This window comes from uncultured Sneathiella sp., from assembly GCF_963973085.1.
Classification (GTDB): Bacteria; Pseudomonadota; Alphaproteobacteria; order Sneathiellales; family Sneathiellaceae; genus Sneathiella.
This window is the reverse complement of record NZ_CAXAXA010000006.1, coordinates 26,988-51,606: the sequence shown is the minus strand read 5'-3', so window position 1 is coordinate 51,606 and position 24,619 is coordinate 26,988. Positions and strand designations below refer to the sequence as shown.

Sequence of the window (24,619 nt, the reverse complement as noted above, 5' to 3'; positions counted from 1 at the left end):
TATGCCCGGCTTCCAACGTGCATTCCCGAGCGGAAATGAGCGGGGTCTCCATAGAAAGAAGAGATAAAGAAGGATCAAAAGGCCGGTGATGATCACAGGCACATAGCAATTGTTCTCCATTGAAGTAAAATAGGGAAAGGGATTGCCACGGCCAGGATTGCAAGCATAATAATGGCGCCTGCAAGAGACGTCGGTTCCGCCTTTTAGGGAGCTTGGGGATTGCCGGAAATGTTCCTGGCAGAGGCTCCTATCTTTTTTCTGTCTCCCGCCGCACCAAGGGCAAAAATTCTCTCCGCCTCTTTCCCTCTAGCCGACAACACCATATGCTTCCCATCACTAAGGAAACATTGAGTATCATGTTCTTATCTATTTGTGTTTCCTGTATGACGGAACGGAGGTTCTTCGGTACAGAGAAAATGGCTTTTGAATCTGCCGGATTATCACGGGAACATTGGGCCAGTTCTATACCCGTAAGGGAAGTTTTTAAACGCGCCCTTAATAACGCTGTTCTGCGGTATTACCAGACTCACTCCTTACGAAAAACGCATGTGATAGGGCTGATGGAGAACCGCCGCCGATATCAGAAGCCAGAATATTGGCCATGAACATGTTATGACCACTTACAATGCGTATGGAAAATTAAATATGGGCGATCAACGAAAAGCCTTTTTCCGCAACGGAAACAACAAAACTGTTTCGCAAAATATATTCAGCGAAGAACTGATCTAAAAATTGAGCAAAAGAACACAAAAATAGCGGCCTTTTATTTTTAAATCTAGTAAACAACCATAAAAATCATTAATTTTTTCAATATGATATAGAATTAACCCACTCACCTTTTAGGAAAAAAGCAGCGTTAGTGATAATGATAGGGCACTGTTGTCTGCCCGCCAATACCGCCTGATAAAGTATGCCATTGATAAACCTAGCGCCCAATGTTATATAACAGCTATGAAGAACGTTTTACTCTTGATATGTGCATTTGCTCTTTTCGCCACTGGCTTTGTTTCGGCGGCGCATGCGGATGGTGATATGCAAGGTTCTGACCAGCAGATTGAGTCAAGCATGGATCAGGATAATATGAACGACAATGCAGCCGATCCGTTAAATGATCAGCACTGTGGTCACGGTCATATTGATTTTACTGATCATGCAAAAACCAACCTTTCAGACATCAAATCAAAGTTATTTGCCACGCTTTCCGAAGCTCCGCTTCCATCCCTTATTTATGGACTTAAACGCCCTCCCTGGATTTAATTTTCAGGAATGTGGTGTATCTTTATTCAGGCCAAAAAAGACCACGAGTCTGTCTGATCTAATCTCCAACATTCCCCTATATGCTGCGTAGCGAAAGTTCTCTTTCGTCCGCTAACTGCGTTTTTGTAGATTACTAAAGGAATACTTAAATGGAACAACGATTACGAATACTCGCGATGACGACTTTGGTTTTGCCGCTTATGTTTTCCGGCGCGGCGCTGGCCCAGCAGGAACAAAAACCCAGTATAGCTGCTTTCATCAACCATATATGGCAGGCCAGTCCCGCTATCCATGAAGCCGAAGCACGGGTTGCTGCCGCGCAAGCCGGACAAAGAGCCGCTTCACGTTGGCAACATAATCCGGAACTGGAATTCGAGGTTGAAGACGTTGATGGTGAAGAAAAAACCATGCTGCTTGGTGTAAGCCAGACAATTGATTGGAGCGGTAAATTCCGCTCATCAGGAAAGACCGCTGAGTTTGAATTGCTGGCTGCTTCCGCAGAACGTGATGGGACACGACAAAATATCGCTGTGGGTGTGTTGTCGGCTTTGGCGGACAACAGGGCTGCAAAGGATATTTTCGGATTGGCGGCGCAACGTTCAAGCCTGATGGAGCGTTTCGTGGGGTTGGTCGAGAAGGGCTTTAAAGCGGGTGATATTGACCAGAGCGAGTATAACCTTGCTCAACTGGCCTTATCCGAAGCCTTGATTGAGCAGGCGGATGCGGGAACAACGCTGGCAGAAAGCAGGCAGGGTCTTGATACCGCCATAGGCTTTCCGCTGGAAAACGGCTTTGCTCTGCCGGATTTACCGGGAACCCTGCCAGAGTTTTCAGATAGTGGTGAAAGCGAAGACGATAATCTTATGAACCTTCCCGCCATTCGCGCCATGAAAAGCCGCGAGGAAGCCGCCAAATCAATCATCACACAAGCCAATAAGGATAGATTTCCTGACCCCACCATAAGCATTGTGGGCGGGGAAGATGCTGGGGCCGGTAAAATTGGTTTTTCGGTATCTGTGCCGCTGTATGTCTTTAAAACCTACAGAGCTGAAGTTGATGTGGCGAAGCAGGAAGCGATTGCCGAAGCCAAAGCCGGGCAAAATGCCTTTCATGCCGCTAAAGCGCGTCTGCTAGCCAGCCGCAACGCTTATCAGCTTTCAAGAAGGGCTTGGGAGAACTGGCAGGAAAACGGGGCGCAAGCCTTGACTGAGCAGTTTAACATTCTTGATCTCAAATTCAAGGTCGGAGATTTAAGCGCGACTGATTATTTGGTGCAGATTGAACAGGCTCTGGATACGGAAGTCGCTGCCAAAGAACTGCATAGCAAGGTGTGGCAATCGTGGTTTTCATGGCTAGCCGCATCAGGAAAAACTGAACAATGGATCCAAAATTCAGGACAACAACAATGAGACACATATTATTTTTAACCGTACTGATAGCTTTAACTTTCTCATATCCTGTTATGGCTGCTGATGATGACCATGGGCATGAGGAAGCTGATCGCGAAAAACATGGTGATGCTCAAGAAGATCATGGCAAAAAAGATAGTCACGGCGATGAAGAAGGCGGCCACGAAGGGGAAGATGAAGAGGAAGAACGCGGTGGGGTTGATCTTTCTCCTGAATCCCTAAAAGAGGCGGGCATTCTTGTTGAGCCTTTAACCCTGCAAAATCTGGAAGGTGAGGTTAAAGCGCCCGGTGAGGTCACGCTTAATTCTTATCTGAGCAGTAAGGTTACGCCGCGCATTGAGGCACAGATTGTGGCTCGTCATGCCAAGCTGGGCGATACTGTTGAAAAAGGCCAGCCGCTTGTCACACTTTCTGGTGTTGAAATGGCCGAAGCCATTGGTGAATTGCAGGTGGCCCATAAGGAATGGAGGCGCGTGCAACAACTTGGTTCATCGGCTGTTTCTGCTAAACGTTACAGTGAAGCCAAAATTGCCGATGAACAGGCGCGGGCTAAAGCCATGGCCTACGGTATGACCAAAGAGCAGGTTAAAGTGCTGCACGAAAAAGGTCTGGGCGTTACTCCCGGATCATTTCAGCTTATTGCGCCGCAGAGCGGCACCATTGTCAGCGATGATTTTATTGAGGGCGAGTTGATTGAACCGGGCCGCGTGTTGTTTGATATTGTCAATGAATCCGCTCTATGGGTGGAAAGCCGTCTGTCACCGGAACGTGCCAAGGACGTTGAGGTTGGCGCAGGTGCGCGGGTTCACATTCCTGATAACGGCTGGTTGCAAGGCAAGGTCGTTCAAAAACACCATCTTCTGGATGAAGAAACCCGCACGATTGGTGTTCGCATTGAAGTAAATAATGAAGAAGACCGTTTGCACCCCGGCATGTATTTGGACACACGGATTCAAGCAGGAGACGAACAGAAATATTTGGCCGTTCCCACGTCCTCCGTATTGCGTTCTCCCGATGGTGATTGGGTGGTTTTTGTCGAAACAAAGCCCGGTGAATTTAAACCGCAGGAGATCAAAACGCTACGCAACATTGAGGACCATACCGTGATAGAGGGTTTGCCGGAAGGCACTCGGGTTGTCACCGAAGGTGCATTTTTTGTGCAGTCGGAATTGGCGAAAAGTGGTTTTGCCGTACACAACCACTGAGGTAGGGATTAGGAGACAAATTATGCTGAATACAATTATTGACGGAGCGATACGACATCGCTTGATGGTAGTTTTGATGCTGGCGGCGATTTTGGTCGGTGCTGTAATGATCTTGCCGAAACTCAACCTTGATGCTTTCCCCGACGTGACCAATGTTCAGGTTACGGTCAACACCGAAGCCGAAGGATTAGCGGCGGAAGAGGTCGAACAGCTTATTACCTATCCGGTGGAAGCGGTGATGTACTCTCTTCCCGATGTAGAAGAAGTGCGTTCAATATCAAAAACCGGATTATCCCTTGTCACTGTTGTGTTCAAGGAAGGGATCGATATTTATTTTGCGCGTCAACTTGTCTTTGAGCGTTTACAGGATGCACGGGAGCAAATCCCCGAAGGCGTGGGAACGCCAGAAATGGGGCCGAATACCTCCGGGTTAGGACAGGTTTTTCAGTACATGCTAAGTACTGATAACCCTGAAAAATACGACACCATGGCATTGCGCTCTCTAAACGATTGGGTTGTAAAATTATTGCTTATGCCGATTGACGGTGTAACAGAGGTTCTCTCATTCGGCGGTGACGTTAAACAATATCAGGTCAATCTGGAACCCGCCAAACTGCTGTCTTATCAGATTCATTCCGAAGATGTTGTAGAAGCAATTGAAGAAAACAATCGTAATGCGGGCGGGTGGTATCTCAATCGCGGCGCAGAACAGCTTGTCATTCGTGGTGTAGGCTGGGTGCGTGGTGGCGAAGATGGCTTGCGTGATATTGCCAATGTTCCCGTCAAGGATGAAGACGGTATCGTTGTAAGGGTGCGCGATGTAGCAAAAGTGGGCTATGGCACTGAAATTCGCCAAGGCGCGGTCAGTATTACCATGCGAGACGAGGCCGGAAAACCGGAACAAATGGGCGAAGTCGTCACGGGCATTGTGATGAAGCGTATGGGCGCGAATACAAAAAACACGATTGACCAGATTTATGAACGTTTGCCAATCATTCAAAATGCCTTGCCGGAAGGCGTGGTGATTGAGGCTTTCTATGATCAAGCGGATTTGATTAGCAAGGCTGTTGATACAGTCAGCAAAGCCCTGATTGAAGCCTTTGTCCTGATTGTGATTGTGTTGTTTCTATTTCTAATGAATATTCGGGCAGCGGCGCTTGTTTTGCTTTCTGTGCCAATCTCCATTGCGCTGGCGCTGATGGCTATGGCTTATTGGGGCGTATCCGCGAACCTTATGTCTCTTGGCGGTCTGGCAATCGCTATCGGGATGATGGTGGATGGTTCGGTTGTGATGATGGAGAATATTTTTAAACATCTTTCCCACCATGATGAAAACCCCAATCCCGAAGGTGTCAAACTCCGCATTCTGGAAGCGTCCCGCGAGGTCGGGCGTCCGGTGTTTTTCGCGGTATTAATTATTATCGTGGTCTTTACCCCGCTTTTTACATTGGAAGGCGTTGAAGGAAAACTATTTCAGCCTATGGCGGTGAGTATTGTACTGGCTATGCTGGCTTCGCTGATGGTGGCGTTGGTTGTGATTCCGGCGCTTTCCACCTACTTGTTTAACAAGAACGTAGACCACAAAACCAACTTTCTGATTGATGCGTTTGATGCCGCATATAAAAAAGTACTTTCCGGCGCGATGAAAGCCAAAAAGATGGTGGTAATTATTGCTGTTGCTCTGTTTATCGGTTCTATGGCGCTGGTGCCTTTTTTGGGTACAGAATTTGTGCCTGAGCTGGAAGAAGGCACAGTCAATATCCGTGTTACGCTGGCCCCGTCTTCTTCGCTGGAGACATCTTTGGGTGTTGCGCAAAAGCTGGAACGCAAGCTAATGGAATTTCCCGAAGTGCTTTATGCTTCAAGCCGGGTCGGACGTGCTGAATTGGGTGGCGATCCTGAACCTGTCTCTAATGTGGAAATTTATGTGGGCTTAAAGCCGGTCAAGGAATGGACTTCCGCTAAAGACCGCTTTGGATTGCAAAAGCTGATGGAAGAAAAAATGTCCGTTCATCCGGGCTTGCTCTTTACCTTTTCACAGCCGATTGCTACCCGTGTGGATGAACTGCTCTCAGGTGTGAAGGCACAGCTTGCTATTAAACTGTTCGGCCCTGATCTCAATGTATTGGCTGAAAAGGGTAAAGCGATTGAAGGGTTAGTACGCAAGATTGAAGGCGCACAATCCGTAGAAATGGAGCAAATAGCTGGGGAGGCGCAGCTTGTTGTACGGCCTGACCGGGATAAGTTGGCGCGTTACGGTATTCCAGTGGGGCAGATCATGTCTCTTGTGTCTGATGCAATTGGCGGCAGCGACGCCGGGCAGGTTATTCAGGGCAATGAGCGTTATGATATTTACGTTCGCTTTGCCAAGGAATACCGCAATGACGCGCAATCCATAGCTGACCTGATCATGCAGGCACCCAGCGGTGCATGGGTGCGGATGGGTGATGTGGCCGATGTGTCTATTGAAGCCGGACCGCCGCAAATCCGCCGTGATGACGTGCAACGGCGTGTGGTTATCCAATCTAACCTCTCCGGACGCGATATGGGCGGCTTTGTTGAAGAAATTAATAGGCGCATCAAGGAAGAAGTGAAACTCCCTCCTGGCTATTCCGTGGTCTATGGCGGACAGTTTGAAAATCAACAGCGAGCACAGGCACGGCTTATGATCGTTGTGCCGATTTCGCTGGGCATGATCTTCCTGCTGCTGTTTTTTGCTTTTGGCTCAGTACGGCAAGCTGCGCTGATTATGCTGAACGTCCCGCTGGCCATGATCGGTGGGATCGCGGCGCTGTATTTTTCGGAGCAATATCTTTCTGTTCCCGGTTCTATCGGTTTTATCGCCCTGTTTGGTGTGGCGGTGTTGAACGGTGTAGTGATGGTCAACGCCATTAACCTACTTGTGGAAGGTGGTACGGAAGCCGACAAGGCTGTTTTTAACGGCGCGTTGTCTCGTCTGCGGCCTGTTCTTATGACAGCCTTTATTGCAGCGTTAGGCTTAATCCCTATGTTGCTGGCTACAGGCATAGGCTCGGAAGTGCAAAGGCCATTGGCGACTGTGGTGGTTGGCGGACTGGTTTCTTCAACGCTTCTGACACTGTTTGTACTTCCTGTGCTGTACGGGACATTTTCGCGGCGGCTTATTGAGGATTATAAAACTACTAATTAATAAAATAGAATTGGTCAAATGCGGCAATGGTGCGGCAACAGGACAAAAGAAAAGCCGCCCGAAGGCGGCTAACTTATTGATTTTATTGATTGCGAGAGGGCGCATTACGCGCCAGTATGGCGATTACCTCCAAAAGCGGGAGGCGTTGGTTGCGGGGGACCGCAGCTGCCCTGAGGAAATTAAAATTGATACAGAATTCTTCACGATGGTTACGGGAGATCGCAACCATCGTGAAGATCTTGTCACGACCTTTGATATCTCAAGTTCCCACAATCGCGAAGACAAAGAAATAGAGCACTCCTGTCTCCTTACCGAGAATAAAAGAAAGCATGCCACAAACACTTGCGCCGGTGTTGTCACATTAACTTAGTGGCTGGAGTCTACTGCCCACCATACGTATTTCTTTGTGTCTTGGACATCAAAACGGTATTTTGAATCCAAACTCACGGTCAATATTTTTGCGGGATTCGACAAGAAACCGGTCACCATTCATCAACTGTGATGTTTGCCTATCAGCTGAAAGATATTCATTCCCGGCAGCAAACAGTCCCTCGGGAAGAATCTCGACGTCTTTTTTAACAAGGTCATCGAAAATTCGAGCATATTCAGCGCCTTTGCTAGTGATTTCGGCATCAGTAGGCAACAGACCAGCTTTTTTCTGTTGGTCTCTCCAGGTTAACATTTTGCTTTGTATTGCCTCAAGATCCGCTGGTGATACGATTTCCGCAAACTCATTCTGGATGTGGCGCTGTGCCGCTTCTTCGCGCACAGCCGGTTCGTATTTCTGCCAGTCCCAGTCAGGCGGGAAAACTGCATCATCGTCTTTACTCATCTACGCCTTCCTTTACCACTATCGGGCGCGGGAAAATGGTTATTGTTGCGAGGTAACAATTCGCCGGACGGCGGATTATAGGTGCTTGATAGGTTCGGGCGCTGTCCGAAAAACGTGAGTGTTTTCTGATCGCTGCGCAGATTGAGCCTTGCCCTTGCCAGCGCCTGATCAAAAATATTGTCAAGTTGCCGCCCAAGGTCACCGTTCATGCCAAGCAGAAGATTATCAGATGGCAAACGCCCTTCTTTCACTTGACGTTCCCACCAATGGTTAAGCTTTATGCCTTCATAGTCAGTGCAAGTGAGGCTGCTGCCGGTGTTTAATAGCTGCCCGTTGGGCGCAGAGGCTTCCTGGGTCTGGGCCAACCGGTTCATCAACTCCGAAAAAGCCGGTTCGTATTTCTGCCAACCCCATTTAGATGGAAAAATTGCATCGTCATCTTTGCTCATCTGCGCCTTCCTTTGCCGCGATCAGGATCATGCGGTTTAAATGGATCAATTTTTTTAGATTTCTTTCCGGAGCGATCTTCTGCATGTTTGCGCGCCGTTTCTGCCGCTAGCTTGAACTCAAGCTGCAAGTCACCCTGCTCTATCTTTTTTGCGGGCTCGGCGCGCTTGCGCATCTCTTGCGCTAACGGCGAGGTATGGCGATTCTTGGCTTTGCTCACAGCCGCCTTCCTGCCTGGCGGGCCAAGCGTGAAGTTCATGGCAGGCATATGCGGCTGACCCTTTCTGGCTTGAACTGCCCCACTCTGTTCGAGCGAGAGGCGAAGCGATTTCTGTTCTTTGGCCTGCGTCTGGCTAAGGGCGCGGCGCTGGCGCTCTTGATCGAGCCTTTGCATGTTATGACGGCGCTCTAGCTCAAGACGCTCAACGCGCTGGCCCTCATGCAGCGCACGCTTGTCTTCAAGAAAGGCGCTGCGGGCTTTGGCATCGTTATACTTATGCAGCTGAGAGCGCAGCAACTCGACGCCGCTGGCTTTTGCCAGAAACGCGCTCAAACCTTTTGGTTTGGCCGCCTCACGCTCGGCCCTGATCTCGCGCGCCTTATTCACATAGTGCCGGGACACCGTTGTCCGCAGCGTGAGCTGGTCCTTTGACTGCTGCGCTTTTTCTCGCTCGTGCAGGGCGCGTTTGGCTTCAACCCGGCTTTCGAGATTTTCGCGCTGGTTCTTATGAATTCCATTCAGCCTTTCAAGTTGCTCGTGAATTTTACGCGATTTTTCCTGATCTTTCAGGGCATGCAAATGCTGCGCGGCCAAGTCCTTCGCGTCCTCAACAGATGGCAGGGTCTCTTCGGAATATTCATCGGCCAGAAATTCACGGACGGCTTTGGTCGTTGCTGATTTATCGTCAATGAGCTTGGGGAGCGAATTTGTATGACCGTGAATATCGACCAACACAAAAGGTCTCTTACCTTGGGCCAATATGTAACCGTGATATTCAAGAGCCTGAACAAAAGACGAGGCGCTATCGCGCTGGCGCCAAAGCTCTTTGACTACCTCCATGCGCTCTTGTTTGGAGATACCAAGCTGATTTTCCTGAGCTTTATCGTAAAGAGAAAGCTGGCGGTAATTCTGGCGCTTGCGGTCTTCAAGTTTGTAATAACCCGGCGCAAGCTGAATATCGTGATCACGCGCAAATGCGCGCGTTACGCCCATGAGCTTATCGTAGTCATAGGCCATGTGGATGGCCTTGCATTCCTGCACGTCGATACGCGACCAGACGACATGACAATGCTCTCGAAGCACGCCGCGCTTATCCTCCTTGATATGAAAGACGACCGCCCTGCCCTGCCCGTGCAGTCCCAACGCCTCTTCGGCGCGCTGTATGTAATCCGCATAAAGCGCGCGCGCCATTGGACCTTGCGCCGTGTCCGGATTGATCGACAGGCTATAGAGATAATTCTTGCATTTGGTCATGGCCTGGGCTTGCGCTTCGAACTCGGCAAAGGCGCCGTGGAGATCACCGGCCATAGCGCCGCGAATGTCGGCCACTTCGACATACTCGTTGTCGTGCGCATTGAGAAGATGAGCGGCCAAATCCGCACCGCCACCGCGCTGAGAAGCAAAAGGAATGAGGCTCATGGTTTTCGTCCCAACAACAAAAACAGCGCCGAACGGATCTCGATCAGGATGAGCTTGATGTCTTCGAGCAGGACTTTGATTTCCGGATCGCGCGCAGCCACAGCATTGAAGGGTTTAAGCCGCTCCACAATAGCTTGACCAAGACCAAGAACCAGCGCGAGCTTCCTGTTTTCAGCGGGGCGATGACGGTTTCGGCCAAAGACGGCTTCGGTGATAAAGGCGTTGAAAGACAGGCCGGACACAGAAACGCGACGCTCCAGCTCCGCTTCCAGATCTTTGGGCGGGCGGTATGAGCGTTTGCGCCGGGTATTTTTCTTAAGCTGCTGGGTCATAATCCTCCCGTTTTACAGTACGGCGAAGAGGCAAATCCTCGCACCGCGCAGGCACCGGGGTTCTTGGGGCACCGGATATGCCCCAAGTCGTCATGCGGATGGCCGAGATCATTTGGCGCGCATCCAAACCGCGAAGGGTTGGTCAGGTTTTCTAAGGGCGCTGAAAGCTCTTAGATCGGTGACGGCGGAGAACCGAAATCTCTGACCGTCCTCCAAGGAGCGTTCCTTGGCCGATGGCTAATCCAAATGGAGAGCGGGCGTCTCCAATTGGTCGTACTCCGGGGTGGCGAAACACCCGGTCGTGATTGAACGGCGAAACGTTCTCCTCGCTTGCATCAAGGCTCGATGCCTGATGTGAGCGACCAACCCCTTAGTGAAAACATGCATAGTGCGTGTTTGAACCTAGGGGTTCCAAGGGGGGTTAGCGGGGGACTGGAAGTCTCCCCTCAAGGTAAGCGGTGGGACCAGCGCATACCTTGTACCACCTCACGTCCTCTCATATTTCATAATACCATAGGTTATAGGCATTACAGGCAAATATCTGTGCTGCACCTGCGTAAGACGCACTGCGATATACACTACAATATTTAGGCTCACGAGGATACCGCGAGGAAATTGCATAACGCGGGCATTGATACTGACACGCTCCTAACCGGATGCATCCGGATAATCAAAATTGATGGAGTGTACATTCCGATGTCTGATCTTATGAGAACGGGTTCCGCCCTGCCGGACACGACTAAAAACTTCGATCCATCCTTGCGGCCAACCCAGGACACGTACGATGCCTTACAAAAGGCCTATGACGAAGCAAATTACGCGCTATTCGAAGACCAGCTTCCCAATTGCCTGATAACGCTGCAACGGCGCGCCCGGACGATGGGGTACTTCTCACCGAAACGTTTTGCGCGCGGTGACGGCCGCCACACGCATGAGATGGCACTTAACCCGGCATATTTCCACGAATGCGAATTGATCGATATTTTATCGGTCCTTGCCCATGAAATGGTTCATGTATGGCAAGAGCATTTCGGCAGGCCCGGACGCGGTCGTTATCATAACCGCGAATTTGCGGAGAAATCGAAAAGCCTGGGTCTTTACCCGTCCGATACCGGCGAGGCAGGTGGCAAAGAAACCGGCGACCGGATGAGCCATTATATTATTGAAGGCGGCGTGTTTGAGCGTTTTGCTCAAAGCCTGATCACCTCGGGTTTTGTGATCGAGTGGACGGAAACACCGGCTGAGCAGCCGAAATCTGTCATCGATGGCGAAGACGAACAGAAGCCAAACAAAGCAGGTAAGCGTGTTAAATATACATGTTTATCTTGTGGTCAAAATGCCTGGGCCAAGCATGAAGCCGCCCTTGTGTGCGGCAACGAAATGGGGCCAATGGTTCCGGCGGCAGGACTAGCGTCATGAACGGCTGGATGCTTGCACCGTTGCTAATGGCCATGACCGCACTCTATGCAGGCGGGGGTTACTATCTGAGCCTCTACGCCAAGGACAAGGCCGGACTTGCGGCTGTGTTTGGCTCTTTTGCGCTCTATGGACTTGGGAACCTGTTTTATTTGGTTGTCATCAAGGCACATGGCTATGGTCTGGCTGTCACGCTATCAGGCGTTGCCGTTACGATCGTCAATCTTGGCGTGGCGGTACTGATCATGGGAGAGCGCTTTTCAATTCTTCAAATGTTCGGTGCGGCTGTCGCGGTGATTGGCGTGACATTAATTTTGATACCAAGCTCAGGCATTACGAGTTAGCAGCGAAGGACATGGCGGTGCTCGTGCGGACCGGCAATGCGGGAGCTGGCGCACTGCCGTAAAACCCCATTTCACCACAGCATAAAAAAAGCCCCGGGCCGGTGCCCGGGGCTTTTGTCTGGGCAAAGCCGCTAGAAACTGCCGGCGCTGCTGGTATCGGCTGGGCCGTTCTGGCTTACACCGTTTTTCTTGGGACGTGAACGGCTCCATTTGAGCTGATAGCTACCGTCTTCTTCTTTGACCAATGCTCCCCATATGGCTTTGGAAAGCTCAGGCGTATCGATCATGGTATTGAGGTAGGCTTTGCCGGATTTTTTGCCAAATTCATGGCGGGCAAAACCAACTTCAACATCCGTTCCGCTCCGGTAGAGCCTGAAGTCCGGGCTGTTGCCAACCTTTTCTTCAATGGGGCGGTATTCGATATCGAAGCTGTTTAGTAGCGTCGTAGCGGTGCCCGAGATGGTGCCGTTTTCGTGTTTTGTGAAAGTTCCAAGGTTCATTGTAGTGCTCCTTTTTTTGTTTGGTGCCGCAGACCATCTGCGGCTTTCCATGGACACCGATCAGAAGATTGGGGGGGACGTGTTCACTGTCCCGCCTTTCGCATGAAATGGAAGAAAGGCAGGCGGGGCAGGAAAAAAGAATTTTGTTTCGCGATGGAATGACCTCCGGTCATCGGAAAATTCTTTTTGAACCCGTTCCCCCCAATCTTCAGGTTGACCAATTGGAAAGACCGATTTGGACTGCGCTCCAGGATCAAAGGGCAACTGCAATTTCCGTTGGGACATTTTGGAACTTAAAGTGGCTTTTCTAGAAACCCACGAGGATCATGCCCGCCTTCATATGCGAACCTGCCCGATTGCAGACATGCAACCAACCCTCAAAGGCAACTGGAGAAAGATCAATGAAAATTCGACCCGCCCCAATAAATATAATGGATAGCATTCCGCGCGGCATATCGACAAAATACTTGAAAGACCAGCGCATACCGCAAGCACGCTGGCAAACGCAGGAAGCGATAGAAGCGCATAAAGCACTGGAGTATGACCCGGAGAATCCGGACGGTAAGATCCTGATCGGCGCTATCGGCGATAAGCTGATTGGAGTTGCGGAAGATCGGCATATCGGAACGGTTGCAGGCAACCGCTCAGGCAAATCTGTCGGCGTGAAGAATAATCTCTTCTTCTATAATGGCTCTGTTGTCGTCATTGACCTCAAAACCGAACATGCAAACGATACGGCGGAAAGACGCGCGAAGATGGGTCAGGACGTTTTTATGCTCGACCCCTATGACCGTGCCCGTGGCAACGCCCGAAAATACCGCGCAAGATATAATCCGCTTCGCGCGTTGACGCTGGGCGATGTGAGCGTGATCGAAAAAGCCATGCAAATCGTTGACGGGTTAATCGTTACCAGCGGGCAGGAAAAAGATCCTCACTGGAATGAGACAGCAGGCGCAAGTCTGCTCGGCTTCATTCTCTATACGGCCTTTGGCGCAGACGTGCCGGATAAAGAGCGCCATATGGGAACTGTGCGCCGGTTTGTGCGCAGTGCACGGCGGCAAGAGCAAACCGATGACGGCGCCGTTTATACCTTGCCGCGCCGCATTATGGCGGGCATCCAGATACTCTATGATACCGGCCATGAGGACGTCGCCGAAGCCATCGAGTTTAGCGTGCGCGGCCTGTATGAAAAATCACATGAAGAAATGGCAGGCGTGGCATCGACCATGAACCGGCACACGGCTTTTTTAGATTCCATCTCCATGAAGGATGTCATGAGCGGGCATGATTTTGATTTGCGAGACGTGAAGCGCAAAAAGATGACGATCTATCTCTGCCTGCCCGCGACAAAGCTGGATGCGTGCAAGCGCTGGCTCAGAATATTCATCAACCAGCTCATTGATGCGATGGAAGAAGAAGAAACCGTGCCCGAAGCGCCGGTTCTGGCTATCCTTGATGAATTCCCGGTGCTGGGTTTCATGCAGCAACTCCAAAACGCCATTGGACAAATCGCTTCGTTTCATCTGCTCATATGGTGGATTATACAGGATTGGGGGCAAGGAAAATCATTATATAAAGACCGCTGGGAGAGCTTCACGGCGAATGCGGGTATCTTGCAGTGTTTTGCCAATGTGGATTTGGTCACGACAGAATATATCTCAAAGCGGCTCGGCAAAACGCCGGTGCTGGCAACGCGTCAGGGCGATACATCTTTTGATCAGATTGAGAAAGGCATGAGCGGTCAAAGTCAGTCAAAGGAAATGTATGATCTTCTTATGCCCGATGAAGTAGCGCGAGCGTTTGCCCGCTCCGACCCGCTCAAGCGCCAGCTTATCATGCTGGCCGGGCTGCATCCGATGATTATCCAGCGCTGTGAATATTTCGATGAAAGCGCTCCTTATCATCATCATTTCGCCGGAAAATATGAGGTTAAGGCGTAATGCGATAGCCTATCTCTTCCTTTCTCATCTAAAGATCAACCGGTACTGACAGCATGGCTCTGTTATGGAACGAACCGTTTGCGGGGGACTAGCATTACTGAAGTAACAGGAGATCCCACCGCCTTGTTTGAAACCTTCTTAGGCATAGGGTTTTGTCCCAAAGTAGTTGGGATCGCAAAACTGGATATCAGGAAGACAGGATCAGATTTGCATAATTATGCACCATTGCTTGGCTCACTGATTTGCCTCAATACGTATCAGGAAGAAGGTTTGTAGAATTGCCGCAATCATCGAAATGACAAAGACCAATGTCAGCCCGAATACAGTGGCAACAACCCCCGCCAACAGGGGAAGCAGGAAGGCAGGAGCTGTGATCGCATTGAAGTAACCGCTGTAGGCAGGGCGCAGGTTGTCAGGCGATATCTCCATCAGGAAGCCAATCACTGCGATCGTCAGACCATTGGCGAGAGCGCCGAGAATGAAGAATATCCCGACAAACACAAAAAACATCTGGTTGTCATCAAAAATTCTAGTGAAGAGGAGAAGCAAGATAAATGTGGGCGGCAGAATTCTTCCAACGGCAATGCCCTTCAAGAGGCTGGCCTTGCCGAAGTGGTCTCCCCACCAGCCCCACAGAGCGTTTGAGACCAATGCTCCCGCAGTTTGTGCTCCCAGCAACAGCGCTACGTTAGCAAGATCTATCCCGTTCGCATCAGCCTGCACGATATAGAAAGGCATTGCCATAAGAACAGCGCCACCACACCATTGTGCGTAGACGAACTTCCTGAATTTAACGTCAGTTCGAAACACTGCAACGCCATCTTTCAGATACTGAAAGAAAGTTGGTTTTTGCGGTGTTTTCGAGGTTGTTTCTGGCTCTCCCATTGCAGTGAAAACCACGGAGGACAAATACATCAAGACGGATGCTATTGCGATGATTGCCGCATAGGATAACGGAAAGGCAAGTGTGCTGGCCAAACGGTCTGCGATGGCCACAACCCCCAAAGCAAGAACACCGCCACCAAAAAAACGGGTGGCCAGCAAGCGGCTTCGGAGTTCTGAGGGAACGGAACGGGCAACGATATCATTGTAGGGAACTGCTACAATTCCGCTTATGAATGAATAGGCTGTCCAAATTAACAGAACCAGAATTGATAGTGTCAAGGTAGAAATATCTGATCCGATGGCGAGAAGTAACGCCAGCAACGCCATGCAACTAGCGCGGCCAAATGCGCCGATAACATAGTAGCGCATGCTGGAGCCGCCACGTTGAGCGAGAAAACCAACAATTAATTGCGGGAACAACCACCCAAACCTCAAGATTGCCGTGACAGCACCCACGGCAATTGGACTGCCTGTTAGTTGGTAGACCAACGAGGACATTATGGTAGCTGAATCAATGGCCGCGGAACCTGCCTGAAAAGTTATTCCAGCCGTCGCTACACTTGTGAAACGGCTTTTCGCCCTCATTGCCCAGACCAATCTGCAGGATCAACATAAAGCCCAAACCAGATCGACCAGAGGCCGAGCAAGGCAAAAACAACACCGATGAGCCATCGCATCCGTTTCATTTTCTGCCCCAGTGTTTCGAGCCATGATGCAAGACTGGGGTCGGCAGCAAACAGCGCGAGTGGTGACGACAGAAAAAGCCCGAAGAGAAACATCATAACGAATCCAGTCATGACGGTTCCCGTGGTTGCGGCCAGCCCTAACAATCCGAACAAAATAGGCGCGGCGCAGGCCGGTATATTGAGGCCGAAGGCAAGGCCTAAAGTGAGTGGGTTTCGGGCGTGCTTCCATGCTGTGGGAGCTAGATTTACTTTTTGCTTGATAAGACCAGCTCTGCCAGTCAAGAAGGCGAGTCCGATAGTGAGATAAATCACTCCGAATACCAACCAAAACCCTGTTTGTACGCCGATTAGTTTTTGACCAAGAAAGGCAATCAATGCTCCAAACAACCCTGACACAAGTGAACGTACTGCTACGAAAGTCGATACAGCACTGACTTTTTCACGCCTTGGTCGGTCAGCCTGAGTTTCAAGAAAGAGCAGATGCCCCCCGATTGTGCACGGTTCGACAAACCCCAAAAGACCCAAGCCGATTGGCAACAAGATAAGTTCCAGTGCTGTAAATTCCATATACGCTCCCGCGTTGGCTAAGTGAGTCTAATCCATTGTCAATACCATGCTCAAAAAGAGACACGTTTTGGCTCAAAGCATTTATTCTGCTTAGTGCCAGAAGGGGACATCATAGAATAAAAACTATTCTATTTTGAAGCTGCTATAAACTTACCCCATAATTTCTCGGTAAAACACCAAAGTCCGCCACCGCCAACACCGATTGTGATGCCAAGCCACTTCCAACCTTCTGGGCCAAGTGGAACAATATCAAAACCATGGAGTAAGACGGGAATGACCATGATAAGGAAAAAGGGTCCGGTGAAATAACAATGTGTGCGGCCACATCTTCTAGCGTTCAATAAGCACGCTGATCCCATCCATAGGAGGGACGCAGACCAAATAAGTGTTTTCGCCAGCGGAGGAAGCCATATCGCAATGACGAGAGCGACGGTTGGAATACCCCAAGCAAGAATATAATTGCGTCGATTGCTAACCCAATCTTTCTCAATATTTGGTGCTGGCGCAGACATTGGTTATCCCGCACAACATGACAGTTTGGAAACGTCTTTTTCAAATGTTTGAGCTGCAAGCTTTAATCCTTCAACAGTCGTCAAATAAGGGAAAATCATTTCTCCAAGTTCAACGAAGGTCATTTTACTGCGTATAGCGAGCGCTGCTGTTTGAATGCTGTCAGCCCCTTCAGGCGCCAATATATGTGCACCAAGTAACTGTTTGTTCTCGGCATTCGCAACAAGTTTTATCAGACCTCTTGTATCTCTGGCGGCAAGAGCTCGAGGAACATACTCAAGAGGTAACACGGAGGTTACGACATTGTAACCTGATGCTGTTGCCCCTGCTTCCGTAAAACCAACACTCGCCACCTGAGGGTCTGTAAACACCACGGCAGGCATAGCCGTATTATCATACCGCTTACTATCACCGTTAAGTGCGTTTTCGGCGGCTATTTTTGCTCCGTATGCTGCCATATAGACAAACTGATCGTTACCGGTTACATCGCCAGCGGCGTATACACCTGCTCGAGAAGTGCGCATGCGGTCATCAATCGTAACGCCGCCTCTGCTTGTGGTATCAATGTTGCCAACGTCCAAATCAAGCCCACCAGTATTTGGAACTCTGCCAGCAGTCAGCAGAACTTTCTCTGCGGATATGGATTGATCCACGCCATTAACAAGAACATTAAGTTCAATACCCGATCCGATTTGGGAGATATTTTTATAGGAGAGGCCGTCATACACGGTTATTCCTTCATCTTGCAAAATACCAGCCAACGCATCGCTAATTTCAGGCTCAGCTTCTGGCAGCAACCGGCTACGGGTCACGATTGTTGTGTCGACACCGCATCTTGAGAGCATTTGAGCTATTTCGCATCCGATATAACCACCACCTATTACCACTATAGAACGAGGGAGTTCTTCAAGTTCAAATGCGGTGGTGCTGGTGAGATAGGGAACATTTTCTATACCGGGAATAGTAGGTACGGCGGGGCTTGATCCTGATGCAATAATGATTTTGTCGGTTTTAAGGGGCTCGCCATTTACGGTCACGCCTTTCGCCGTAAAACGTGCAAGGCCTTCGATATATCCAACATTGTTATATTCCGGCAGTAAATCCATATACTTCACCTGACGAAGTTCGCCAACGAGCTCATCCTTCTGTGCGATCATCGCCTTCCAGTCAACGACACGACCCTCTGCATGAATACCGTGAAACCGGCTTGCGGTATTCGCATGATGCACGGCCTCCGCAGCGCGAATAAGGGTTTTAGATGGGACACAGCCAAAATTTACACATGTGCCACCTATGGTACCATGGCCGATCAACGCAACTTGTGCGCCCTGTTCGGCGGCGGTTATCGCTGCTGAAAAGCCTGCTGATCCCGCACCGATTATCGTGAGATCATAATTTCCACTTGGCTTAACGATATTGAAAGACGATTGAGAAGTGTTTGTCATGAATTATGTTCCAATTTGGAAGAGTTATTTGTTGAGCGTTCTGTTGCTAGTTTTCGACGGTGCAAATAGAACGCGTAAGCCGCAACTGCGACAACAGCAGCGACGGAAATACGGATTGCGAACCTGAATTCCAGCCAGAACAGAAGGGCTAATAGGACAACGACGGCGATAATAATAAACCTCTTTGGATTTGGTCCGATTTTCCCTGACCGCAGGTAAAGGGCATAAGCGACAACCCCCATCGACGCAAACATGACAGGAAACAGCGCATAATCGATCCAGCCTAGCCAAGCTGATATTCCGGCAAATCCAAACACGATAACGAGTAGAGGGGTAAAACAACAGACGGCGCCAATAAGGGTTCCGGTTATCCCCAGTCGAAGGCTCTTTTTTTCATTCATCTGAATTTTCCTTCATCGTCGATATCTCCCGACGGTGGTTTTTACGCCACCGGAAAAGGTAAAATGCTCCTATCGCGACAAGAGCCATAACAAGCATAATGCGTAGCGGATCAATGCCGCCTATCCAGCTGAAAATACCGGCGGCAAATGATGCAAACACTATTGGCCCCAGACAACAGATCGCCAGAAGCGGCGCAACGATAAGAGCGGTTATGAGGCCGCCAGTTGGTTTATCACTCATGACACACCTATTTGATGATGGATGCGGGATAGCCTAAATCCGACACCGCTGCGGTAAGCTGGGATGAGGAGCTCTTGGTGGGATCAAATGTCACGGTCGCTTGCTTTGTTCGGTAGGATACATCCGCTTTGACAACACCATCGACGTCTTCCAACGTTCTGCGAACAATCGTCGGGCAGGCTGCACAGTACATATTCGACACCTTCAACGTCGCGATCTGAAGTCCCTCTGTTTGCGCGGCCTGTAAATGTTCAATAGTTTTCCGAGAATCTATTGATTTAGACCCTGTGGCTCCGGCATAAAGTGATCCGACGACGAGCAGGCCAGCTATCGAGACTATCGAAATTAAACCAATATGTTTCATACCAATATTCCTTCTTAAGGTTCCAACAATAATGGCGCGATATAGGGAAAGGCGATTGCGGCGGCTACCAAGACAGTTGCAGCCCAAAGACTTATTTTGACAATATTGCTTGGTAGAGGGCGTGCGCAGCTGGCGTCATCTGCGCAGGCCTTTTTGGGTTTCCAGTAGACGAGATAGTATCCATATCCAAGGAACGCAAAAGTGAATGCAATGAAGACGGGTTGATATGGCGACAATGCAGATAGCTGTCCAATCCATGATCCACTAGCACCGAGACTGAATAACACAAGAGGGAGTATGCAACAGGAAGATGCCGCTATTGCGCCAAGAATACCACCCGCTGCCAAAAATCCTTGTTTTTGCGACTCAGCCCTCTGTGGCTCGTCATATAAGCTTGTTTCATTATTAGACATAATTCAGTTCATCTCACTCTTATGAAATGCTAAGGTACGACCTGTAGTAACTACAGGTGCAAGAGAAAAAAATGCGGTCTCACAAGAAAGTTATGAATGTTAATATGGCGATTGGTGCGCTTTCAAAGAGCACAGGCGTTCATATTGAAACCATCCGCTATTATGAACGAATTTCGGTTATGCCCAAACCTCCTCGGAGCGCTGCTGGACACCGAGTATACAACGATGAACATTTTAAGCGTTTGAGGTTCATAAAACGAAGCCGCGAATTGGGTTTTACACTTGATGAAGTCCGGGCATTGCTAAGTTTAGTCGATGGTGGCGATTATTCTTGTGATGAAGTGCGTACGCTAACTTTATTACACAGAGCAGATGTTCAAAAGAAGATCAAAGATCTCCGCCGTCTTGAAACCACACTTACCCAGATTTCTGATAAATGCGTCGGTGGTGACGTTCCCGATTGCCCCATTATCGAGGCATTGTATGAAGGGGCGGCAGATAGCAATTAGTTTAACATGGTGCTTGCCGTGTGGGTGACGAGCTAGTTGAGCTGAATTCCTGACTGCTGTCTGACTATTGTAAGGGCAAAGATTTGTCCTTAATTGCAACTCCACTGAACTGGTACAGGATGAACCGATGCAAGGAGGCAAGAGAGTGGCAACATCTTGATATAGTTACGATGGCAAATGCGTCGGATTCTCCGGCAAAAGCTTCCAGCACATCACGTGGATTTGATCAGTATGCTGTCCTAAAGTTGATTTTGATCAATGTTGTTTTTTTTGCCTTGCGTATCATTCCTACTTCTCCAAGTCAGATGAGGGATTGGATTTCGCTATGAAGAAAATACTCAGTTTATCTGCACTTTCACTTGTTCTCGGCATCGTTTTCCTTTCTCCCGCTTTTGCGCATTCAAATATGCAAAGCGGGCAGATGATGGACGGAGGATGCTCAATGATGAATCATGGTGGTATGAGTCCGGGCTCAATGCAGGGCGGTGGAATGCAAGGAGGCATGAGGCAAGGCAATGCCATGGGGCCAGACCGAATGAGTTCGATGACTGAAGGCCGCCTCGCCTTCCTGAAAGCAGAACTTCAGATTAATGAAGCCCAGGAAGGCGCTTGGAAAAATTATGCCGATGCCGTGACCGACCGGGTCGGCGTAATGCAAAGCGTACATCAGAATATGATGGAAGCAATGCAGAGCGGTAACGCGATGCAGCGGATGGATGCGCGCATACAAAGTATGGAAACAATGGTTGAGGCCATGAAGGCCGTTGAACCTGCTACCAGCCAACTCTATAACGCCCTGAATGATGAGCAAAAGGCACTCGCGGATCAACTCATCGGTATGGATTGCGGCGGGATGTAAGACGGTAAATCTTATTTCATCTTATGAGTTTTTCTTCTCTGGGTGGACTGGGCGTGACTGCTTTATTGCATCCACAATAAGGCAAAATACGCCGAGAAAAATCGCCGTATCTGCGAGGTTGAAGGCGGGCCAATGCATCTGCAGATAATGAAAATCAAGAAAATCTACCACCTGTCCTCGTATAATACGGTCCGCCACATTACCCAACGCGCCACCGAGGACCAGACAATATGAAAGCCTTGGCAGCCAAAGAGGCTTCTGGCGCAGCATCCATACAAGCCAGACCGAAACACCGAGCGCAAGTGCCGTTAAAAGATATCTTTGCCAGCCGCCCGCATCGGCCAGCATACCGAATGCGGCCCCACTATTTCGGTAATAAACGAGATTAAAAAAGGGCGTGATCTGGATCATCTCGCCATACGTGAAGTTATGGGCAATTGAGACTTTGACAATTTGATCAGCAAGTAGCACCGTTCCAACTATTATCCAGTTCATTTTCGCAGTAACCTTAAACCATTACCAACCACCAACAAACTTGCGCCCATGTCGGCGAACACGGCCATCCACATGGTCGCATCGCCTGTGATAGTAAGGACGAGGAAGACGGCCTTAATACCGAGCGCCAGGGCAATATTCTGTGCAAGCACATGGGCCGTTGTTCGAGACAAACGTATAAAAGTAGGAATTTTGCGTAAATCATCGTCCATTAAAGCGACGTCGGCGGTTTCAATTGCCGTATCCGTGCCAGCGACGCCCATAGCAAATCCAATATCAGCTCGCGCCATCGCCGGTGCATCATTGATACCGTCGCCAACCATTCCAGTTTTTCCATCCGCCGACAGCAGTTCAACTTCCCGCAACTTATCCTCAGGCAGCAAATTACCCTTGGTACGGTCGATACCAACTTGATTGGAAATAGACGCCGCAGTATGGGCATTGTCTCCGGTAAGCATTGTCGTACTTACACCCAAAGAATGCAATTCAGCGACGGCCTCTCGGCTGGTTTCCTTAACAGTGTCAGCGACCGCAAATAGGGCTTCTACTTTGTCATCATTGACAAGCATGACAACTGTTTTTCCCTGTTTTTCCAGAGCCGATAGTTTCGTTTCCAATTCCTCCGTGACAATTCCCATTTCCTTTAACAGACGCAGGTTTCCGAGATGATATGTCCTCCCTTCGATGACGCCGCGGACGCCTCGGCCCGGCAGCGCCGCAAATCCATTCACGTTAAGAAGATTAAGCCCGTCTGTTTGAGCTGCGAGCGCAATTGCGCGGGAGACAGGATGATCAGAGCGATCCCCCAGACTGGCGGCAAGTTGTTGTGTTTTGCCCGGTTCCGCCCCGCCCCATACCATTACATCCGTTTGAACCGGCTTGCCATATGTGAGTGTCCCAGTTTTATCAAGCGCTAACCATTTGAGCTTCCGACCTTCTTCCAGATACACACCGCCCTTAATCAAGATGCCATGTCGGGCAGCTGCTGCCAGCCCGCTTACAATAGTGACCGGCGTTGAGATAACCAGAGCGCAAGGACAGGCAATCACCAGCAATACAAGCGCCTTGTAAATTGAATCTAACCAAGTCGCTTCGAACAACAAGGGTGGAAAGACTGCCACCATCAATGCAAGCATAAATATGACGGGGGTATAAATTCGTGCGAATTTATCGACAAACCGTTGAGTAGGGGCACGGCTACCTTGCGCATCTTCGACCGCGTGTATAATGCGTGCTAATGTCGAGTTACTTGCGGCAGATGTAACCTTATATTCCAGTGAGCCAGATTGGTTGATGATTCCTGCAAAGACGAGATCGCCTTCCGCCTTTTCGATGGGCAAGCTTTCCCCAGTGATGGGCGCTTGATCCACCGTCGAAAAACCCTGCGTAACGACGCCATCAAGGGCAACCCTCTCACCCGGTTTAACGCGGGCAAGACTTCCAATCGTGACAGACTTCGCATCAATATCTGCCCAGCTGCCGTCCTGTTGCTGAACTGTAGCTTGTTCCGGGGCAAGGTCCATTAATCCTCGAATGGCATTCCGAGCGCGATCCAGTGATTTGGCCTCAATGACTTCCGCCAACGCAAACAAAACCATGACCATGGCGGCTTCTGGCCAATGCCCAATAAGGACAGCCCCTGTAACTGCAATTGACATCAACGCATTGATGTTGAGATTGAAGTTTTTAAGGGCAATCCAGCCTTTCTTATAAGTTGGCAATCCTCCGCCTGCAATGGCGATGCAAGCGAGCAGTATCACCAGCCAATTACTGTCGCCATTGAACCAGTAAACGGCTTCTGATAACGCTGCCATAATAGCCGCTGCTGCCAGCAACCAAAGCTTAGTATCGGACTTAGGTTTAGAAGGTTCTGCGCTACCTTCCTCTTGCAATTCTGCTTCAAATCCCAAGGACGCCAATGCTGTCAGGATTTCTGGAAGAGCATTCTTTGCATGGCCGACTTTCAGTTTGCGTTGAATCAGATTAAACTCCAGCGATGCTACGCCGCCCATTTTATCAAGTTTTGCGCGGATCAATGTTTCTTCCGTCGGACAATCCATCTTTGCGATGTTCAACGTCGTAACTTTTTCTGCCAAACAGGACCGAAGAGAAGGGCCGGTCATTTCTGACGTTTCATCGCTCGATTGTAAGTCATGACGGTCCTTGGTTTTTCTCTCGCTCATGGCGACTCCTTGGCTGTGGTGTTCAGGAATAACTAAACTAAATCCTCTAGTAGCTAGAGGATCAAGAAGAATTATAGGTCACAGTCGCCGATTTTGGTGATCACTCTCACAGAGGTTATGCTTTGAAAGCGCCTCTATTACATAACATTCTCCAACATTGTCACCGGAGCATTTAGTGGCGATACGGGATAATTCCTTTTCCAGACTCTTCAATTGTTTAATACGAGCCCTTATTGCGGTGAGATGGTTCTTCGCAATTTCATTCGCTTCCATACATGATTTTTCTGGACTATTGCTCAGCTCCACCAGTTCCCGAATATCACCGATGCTTAAACCAAGATCGCGGGAATGTTTGATAAAAGACAGCCGGTCAATGCCAGACTTCAGGTAGCGCCGCTGATTACCTTCTGAGCGCTCAGGTGCTTCTATAAGGCCCATTTGTTCATAGTAACGAATAGTTGGGATTTTTACGCCAGTGTGTCGCGAAAGTTCGCCTATGGAATACATCCTAAATCTCCCTAAATCTATAGTCACTAGAGAAATCATATACTACAGAATATTGCCTCAATCC

At 49.5% G+C, this 24,619-nt stretch carries 26 protein-coding genes; 10 read left to right on the top strand and 16 right to left on the bottom strand.

What is annotated here, in order from left to right:
* Positions 1 to 879 precede the first annotated feature (879 nt).
* From AACZ19_RS14555 to AACZ19_RS14535, 5 genes are all read left to right on the top strand, one after another.
* The gene (locus AACZ19_RS14555; protein WP_339635202.1) at positions 880 to 1,257 is read left to right on the top strand and encodes a hypothetical protein; all 378 of its coding nucleotides are present in this window, start codon (positions 880 to 882) and stop codon (positions 1,255 to 1,257) included.
* 149 nt (positions 1,258 to 1,406) lie between these two features.
* Positions 1,407 to 2,666 (top strand): TolC family protein, encoded by a 1,260-nt coding sequence (locus tag AACZ19_RS14550; RefSeq protein ID WP_339635201.1) that lies wholly within the window; start codon positions 1,407 to 1,409, stop codon positions 2,664 to 2,666.
* A complete protein-coding gene (locus AACZ19_RS14545) occupies positions 2,636 to 3,871 on the top strand; it encodes an efflux RND transporter periplasmic adaptor subunit (RefSeq protein WP_339635200.1) in 1,236 nt (411 codons plus the stop codon). The genes AACZ19_RS14550 and AACZ19_RS14545 overlap by 31 nt, the downstream gene beginning before the upstream one ends.
* 22 nt (positions 3,872 to 3,893) lie before the next feature.
* Positions 3,894 to 7,040, top strand: coding sequence for a CusA/CzcA family heavy metal efflux RND transporter (locus tag AACZ19_RS14540; RefSeq protein WP_339635199.1), 3,147 nt, complete (start codon positions 3,894 to 3,896; stop codon positions 7,038 to 7,040).
* Positions 7,015 to 7,410 (top strand): hypothetical protein, encoded by a 396-nt coding sequence (locus tag AACZ19_RS14535; protein ID WP_339635198.1) that lies wholly within the window; start codon positions 7,015 to 7,017, stop codon positions 7,408 to 7,410. The genes AACZ19_RS14540 and AACZ19_RS14535 overlap by 26 nt, the downstream gene beginning before the upstream one ends.
* A 48-nt stretch (positions 7,411 to 7,458) precedes the next feature.
* Here the strand turns inward: AACZ19_RS14535 and AACZ19_RS14530 are convergent, their stop codons facing one another.
* The 4 genes from AACZ19_RS14530 to AACZ19_RS14515 are packed head-to-tail and all read right to left on the bottom strand — an operon-like array spanning position 7,459 to position 10,290.
* The gene (locus AACZ19_RS14530) at positions 7,459 to 7,872 is read right to left on the bottom strand and encodes a hypothetical protein (RefSeq protein WP_339635197.1); all 414 of its coding nucleotides are present in this window, start codon (positions 7,870 to 7,872) and stop codon (positions 7,459 to 7,461) included.
* Positions 7,869 to 8,321 (bottom strand): hypothetical protein, encoded by a 453-nt coding sequence (locus AACZ19_RS14525; protein ID WP_339635196.1) that lies wholly within the window; start codon positions 8,319 to 8,321, stop codon positions 7,869 to 7,871. Before AACZ19_RS14525 ends, AACZ19_RS14530 begins: the two co-directional genes overlap by 4 nt.
* Positions 8,318 to 9,958, bottom strand: coding sequence for a hypothetical protein (locus AACZ19_RS14520; protein WP_339635195.1), 1,641 nt, complete (start codon positions 9,956 to 9,958; stop codon positions 8,318 to 8,320). The genes AACZ19_RS14525 and AACZ19_RS14520 overlap by 4 nt, the downstream gene beginning before the upstream one ends.
* Positions 9,955 to 10,290 (bottom strand): hypothetical protein, encoded by a 336-nt coding sequence (locus AACZ19_RS14515; RefSeq protein WP_339635194.1) that lies wholly within the window; start codon positions 10,288 to 10,290, stop codon positions 9,955 to 9,957. Before AACZ19_RS14515 ends, AACZ19_RS14520 begins: the two co-directional genes overlap by 4 nt.
* Before the next feature lie 696 nt (positions 10,291 to 10,986).
* Between AACZ19_RS14515 and AACZ19_RS14510 the strand changes: the two genes are divergently transcribed.
* Both AACZ19_RS14510 and AACZ19_RS14505 read left to right on the top strand, forming a co-directional pair.
* Positions 10,987 to 11,709 (top strand): SprT-like domain-containing protein, encoded by a 723-nt coding sequence (locus tag AACZ19_RS14510; protein WP_339635193.1) that lies wholly within the window; start codon positions 10,987 to 10,989, stop codon positions 11,707 to 11,709.
* Positions 11,706 to 12,050 (top strand): hypothetical protein, encoded by a 345-nt coding sequence (locus AACZ19_RS14505; RefSeq protein ID WP_339635192.1) that lies wholly within the window; start codon positions 11,706 to 11,708, stop codon positions 12,048 to 12,050. The genes AACZ19_RS14510 and AACZ19_RS14505 overlap by 4 nt, the downstream gene beginning before the upstream one ends.
* Positions 12,051 to 12,181: 131 nt before the next feature.
* On the opposite strand, the gene AACZ19_RS14500 is transcribed toward AACZ19_RS14505, so the two are convergent.
* The gene (locus tag AACZ19_RS14500) at positions 12,182 to 12,550 is read right to left on the bottom strand and encodes a DUF736 family protein (RefSeq protein ID WP_339635191.1); all 369 of its coding nucleotides are present in this window, start codon (positions 12,548 to 12,550) and stop codon (positions 12,182 to 12,184) included.
* 401 nt (positions 12,551 to 12,951) lie between these two features.
* On the opposite strand from AACZ19_RS14500, the gene AACZ19_RS14495 reads away from it, so the two are divergent.
* Positions 12,952 to 14,490 carry a type IV secretory system conjugative DNA transfer family protein gene (locus tag AACZ19_RS14495; RefSeq protein ID WP_339635190.1) on the top strand — a complete coding sequence of 513 codons (1,539 nt, stop codon included), beginning with the start codon at positions 12,952 to 12,954 and terminating at the stop codon, positions 14,488 to 14,490.
* 234 nt (positions 14,491 to 14,724) lie between these two features.
* Here AACZ19_RS14495 and AACZ19_RS14490 read toward each other — a convergent pair whose 3' ends face one another.
* From AACZ19_RS14490 to AACZ19_RS14455, 8 genes are all read right to left on the bottom strand, one after another.
* Positions 14,725 to 15,831 carry an MFS transporter gene (locus AACZ19_RS14490; protein WP_339635189.1) on the bottom strand — a complete coding sequence of 369 codons (1,107 nt, stop codon included), beginning with the start codon at positions 15,829 to 15,831 and terminating at the stop codon, positions 14,725 to 14,727.
* Positions 15,832 to 15,956: 125 nt separating this feature from the next.
* The gene (locus AACZ19_RS14485) at positions 15,957 to 16,628 is read right to left on the bottom strand and encodes a cytochrome c biogenesis protein CcdA (RefSeq protein WP_339635187.1); all 672 of its coding nucleotides are present in this window, start codon (positions 16,626 to 16,628) and stop codon (positions 15,957 to 15,959) included.
* A 128-nt stretch (positions 16,629 to 16,756) separates the two neighbouring features.
* Positions 16,757 to 17,140 (bottom strand): hypothetical protein, encoded by a 384-nt coding sequence (locus AACZ19_RS14480; protein ID WP_339635185.1) that lies wholly within the window; start codon positions 17,138 to 17,140, stop codon positions 16,757 to 16,759.
* Between the two features lie 3 nt (positions 17,141 to 17,143).
* Positions 17,144 to 18,583 carry a mercury(II) reductase gene (gene merA, locus AACZ19_RS14475; protein ID WP_339635183.1) on the bottom strand — a complete coding sequence of 480 codons (1,440 nt, stop codon included), beginning with the start codon at positions 18,581 to 18,583 and terminating at the stop codon, positions 17,144 to 17,146.
* A complete protein-coding gene (merF, locus tag AACZ19_RS14470) occupies positions 18,580 to 18,984 on the bottom strand; it encodes a mercury resistance system transport protein MerF (RefSeq protein ID WP_339635181.1) in 405 nt (134 codons plus the stop codon). The genes merA and merF overlap by 4 nt, the downstream gene beginning before the upstream one ends.
* Entirely contained in the window at positions 18,977 to 19,225 is a 249-nt protein-coding gene (locus AACZ19_RS14465) for a hypothetical protein (RefSeq protein ID WP_339635179.1), read from the bottom strand. The genes merF and AACZ19_RS14465 overlap by 8 nt, the downstream gene beginning before the upstream one ends.
* A 7-nt stretch (positions 19,226 to 19,232) precedes the next feature.
* The gene (locus AACZ19_RS14460; protein WP_339635177.1) at positions 19,233 to 19,589 is read right to left on the bottom strand and encodes a cation transporter; all 357 of its coding nucleotides are present in this window, start codon (positions 19,587 to 19,589) and stop codon (positions 19,233 to 19,235) included.
* A gap of 14 nt (positions 19,590 to 19,603) precedes the next feature.
* Entirely contained in the window at positions 19,604 to 20,002 is a 399-nt protein-coding gene (locus tag AACZ19_RS14455) for a mercuric transporter MerT family protein (protein ID WP_339635175.1), read from the bottom strand.
* A 104-nt stretch (positions 20,003 to 20,106) separates the two neighbouring features.
* Between AACZ19_RS14455 and AACZ19_RS14450 the strand changes: the two genes are divergently transcribed.
* Entirely contained in the window at positions 20,107 to 20,511 is a 405-nt protein-coding gene (locus AACZ19_RS14450) for a helix-turn-helix domain-containing protein (protein ID WP_339635173.1), read from the top strand.
* Between the two features lie 325 nt (positions 20,512 to 20,836).
* Positions 20,837 to 21,370, top strand: a complete 534-nt coding sequence (locus AACZ19_RS14445) for a Spy/CpxP family protein refolding chaperone (RefSeq protein WP_339635171.1) — start codon at positions 20,837 to 20,839, stop codon at positions 21,368 to 21,370.
* A 21-nt stretch (positions 21,371 to 21,391) separates the two neighbouring features.
* On the opposite strand, the gene lspA is transcribed toward AACZ19_RS14445, so the two are convergent.
* The 3 genes from lspA to AACZ19_RS14430 form a co-directional block, all read right to left on the bottom strand.
* Positions 21,392 to 21,865: a signal peptidase II gene (gene lspA / locus AACZ19_RS14440; RefSeq protein ID WP_339635169.1), complete on the bottom strand. Its 474-nt coding sequence runs from the start codon at positions 21,863 to 21,865 to the stop codon at positions 21,392 to 21,394.
* Entirely contained in the window at positions 21,862 to 23,988 is a 2,127-nt protein-coding gene (locus tag AACZ19_RS14435) for a heavy metal translocating P-type ATPase (RefSeq protein ID WP_339635382.1), read from the bottom strand. The genes lspA and AACZ19_RS14435 overlap by 4 nt, the downstream gene beginning before the upstream one ends.
* 138 nt (positions 23,989 to 24,126) lie before the next feature.
* Entirely contained in the window at positions 24,127 to 24,555 is a 429-nt protein-coding gene (locus AACZ19_RS14430) for a helix-turn-helix domain-containing protein (protein WP_339635167.1), read from the bottom strand.
* Positions 24,556 to 24,619: the final 64 nt, after the last annotated feature.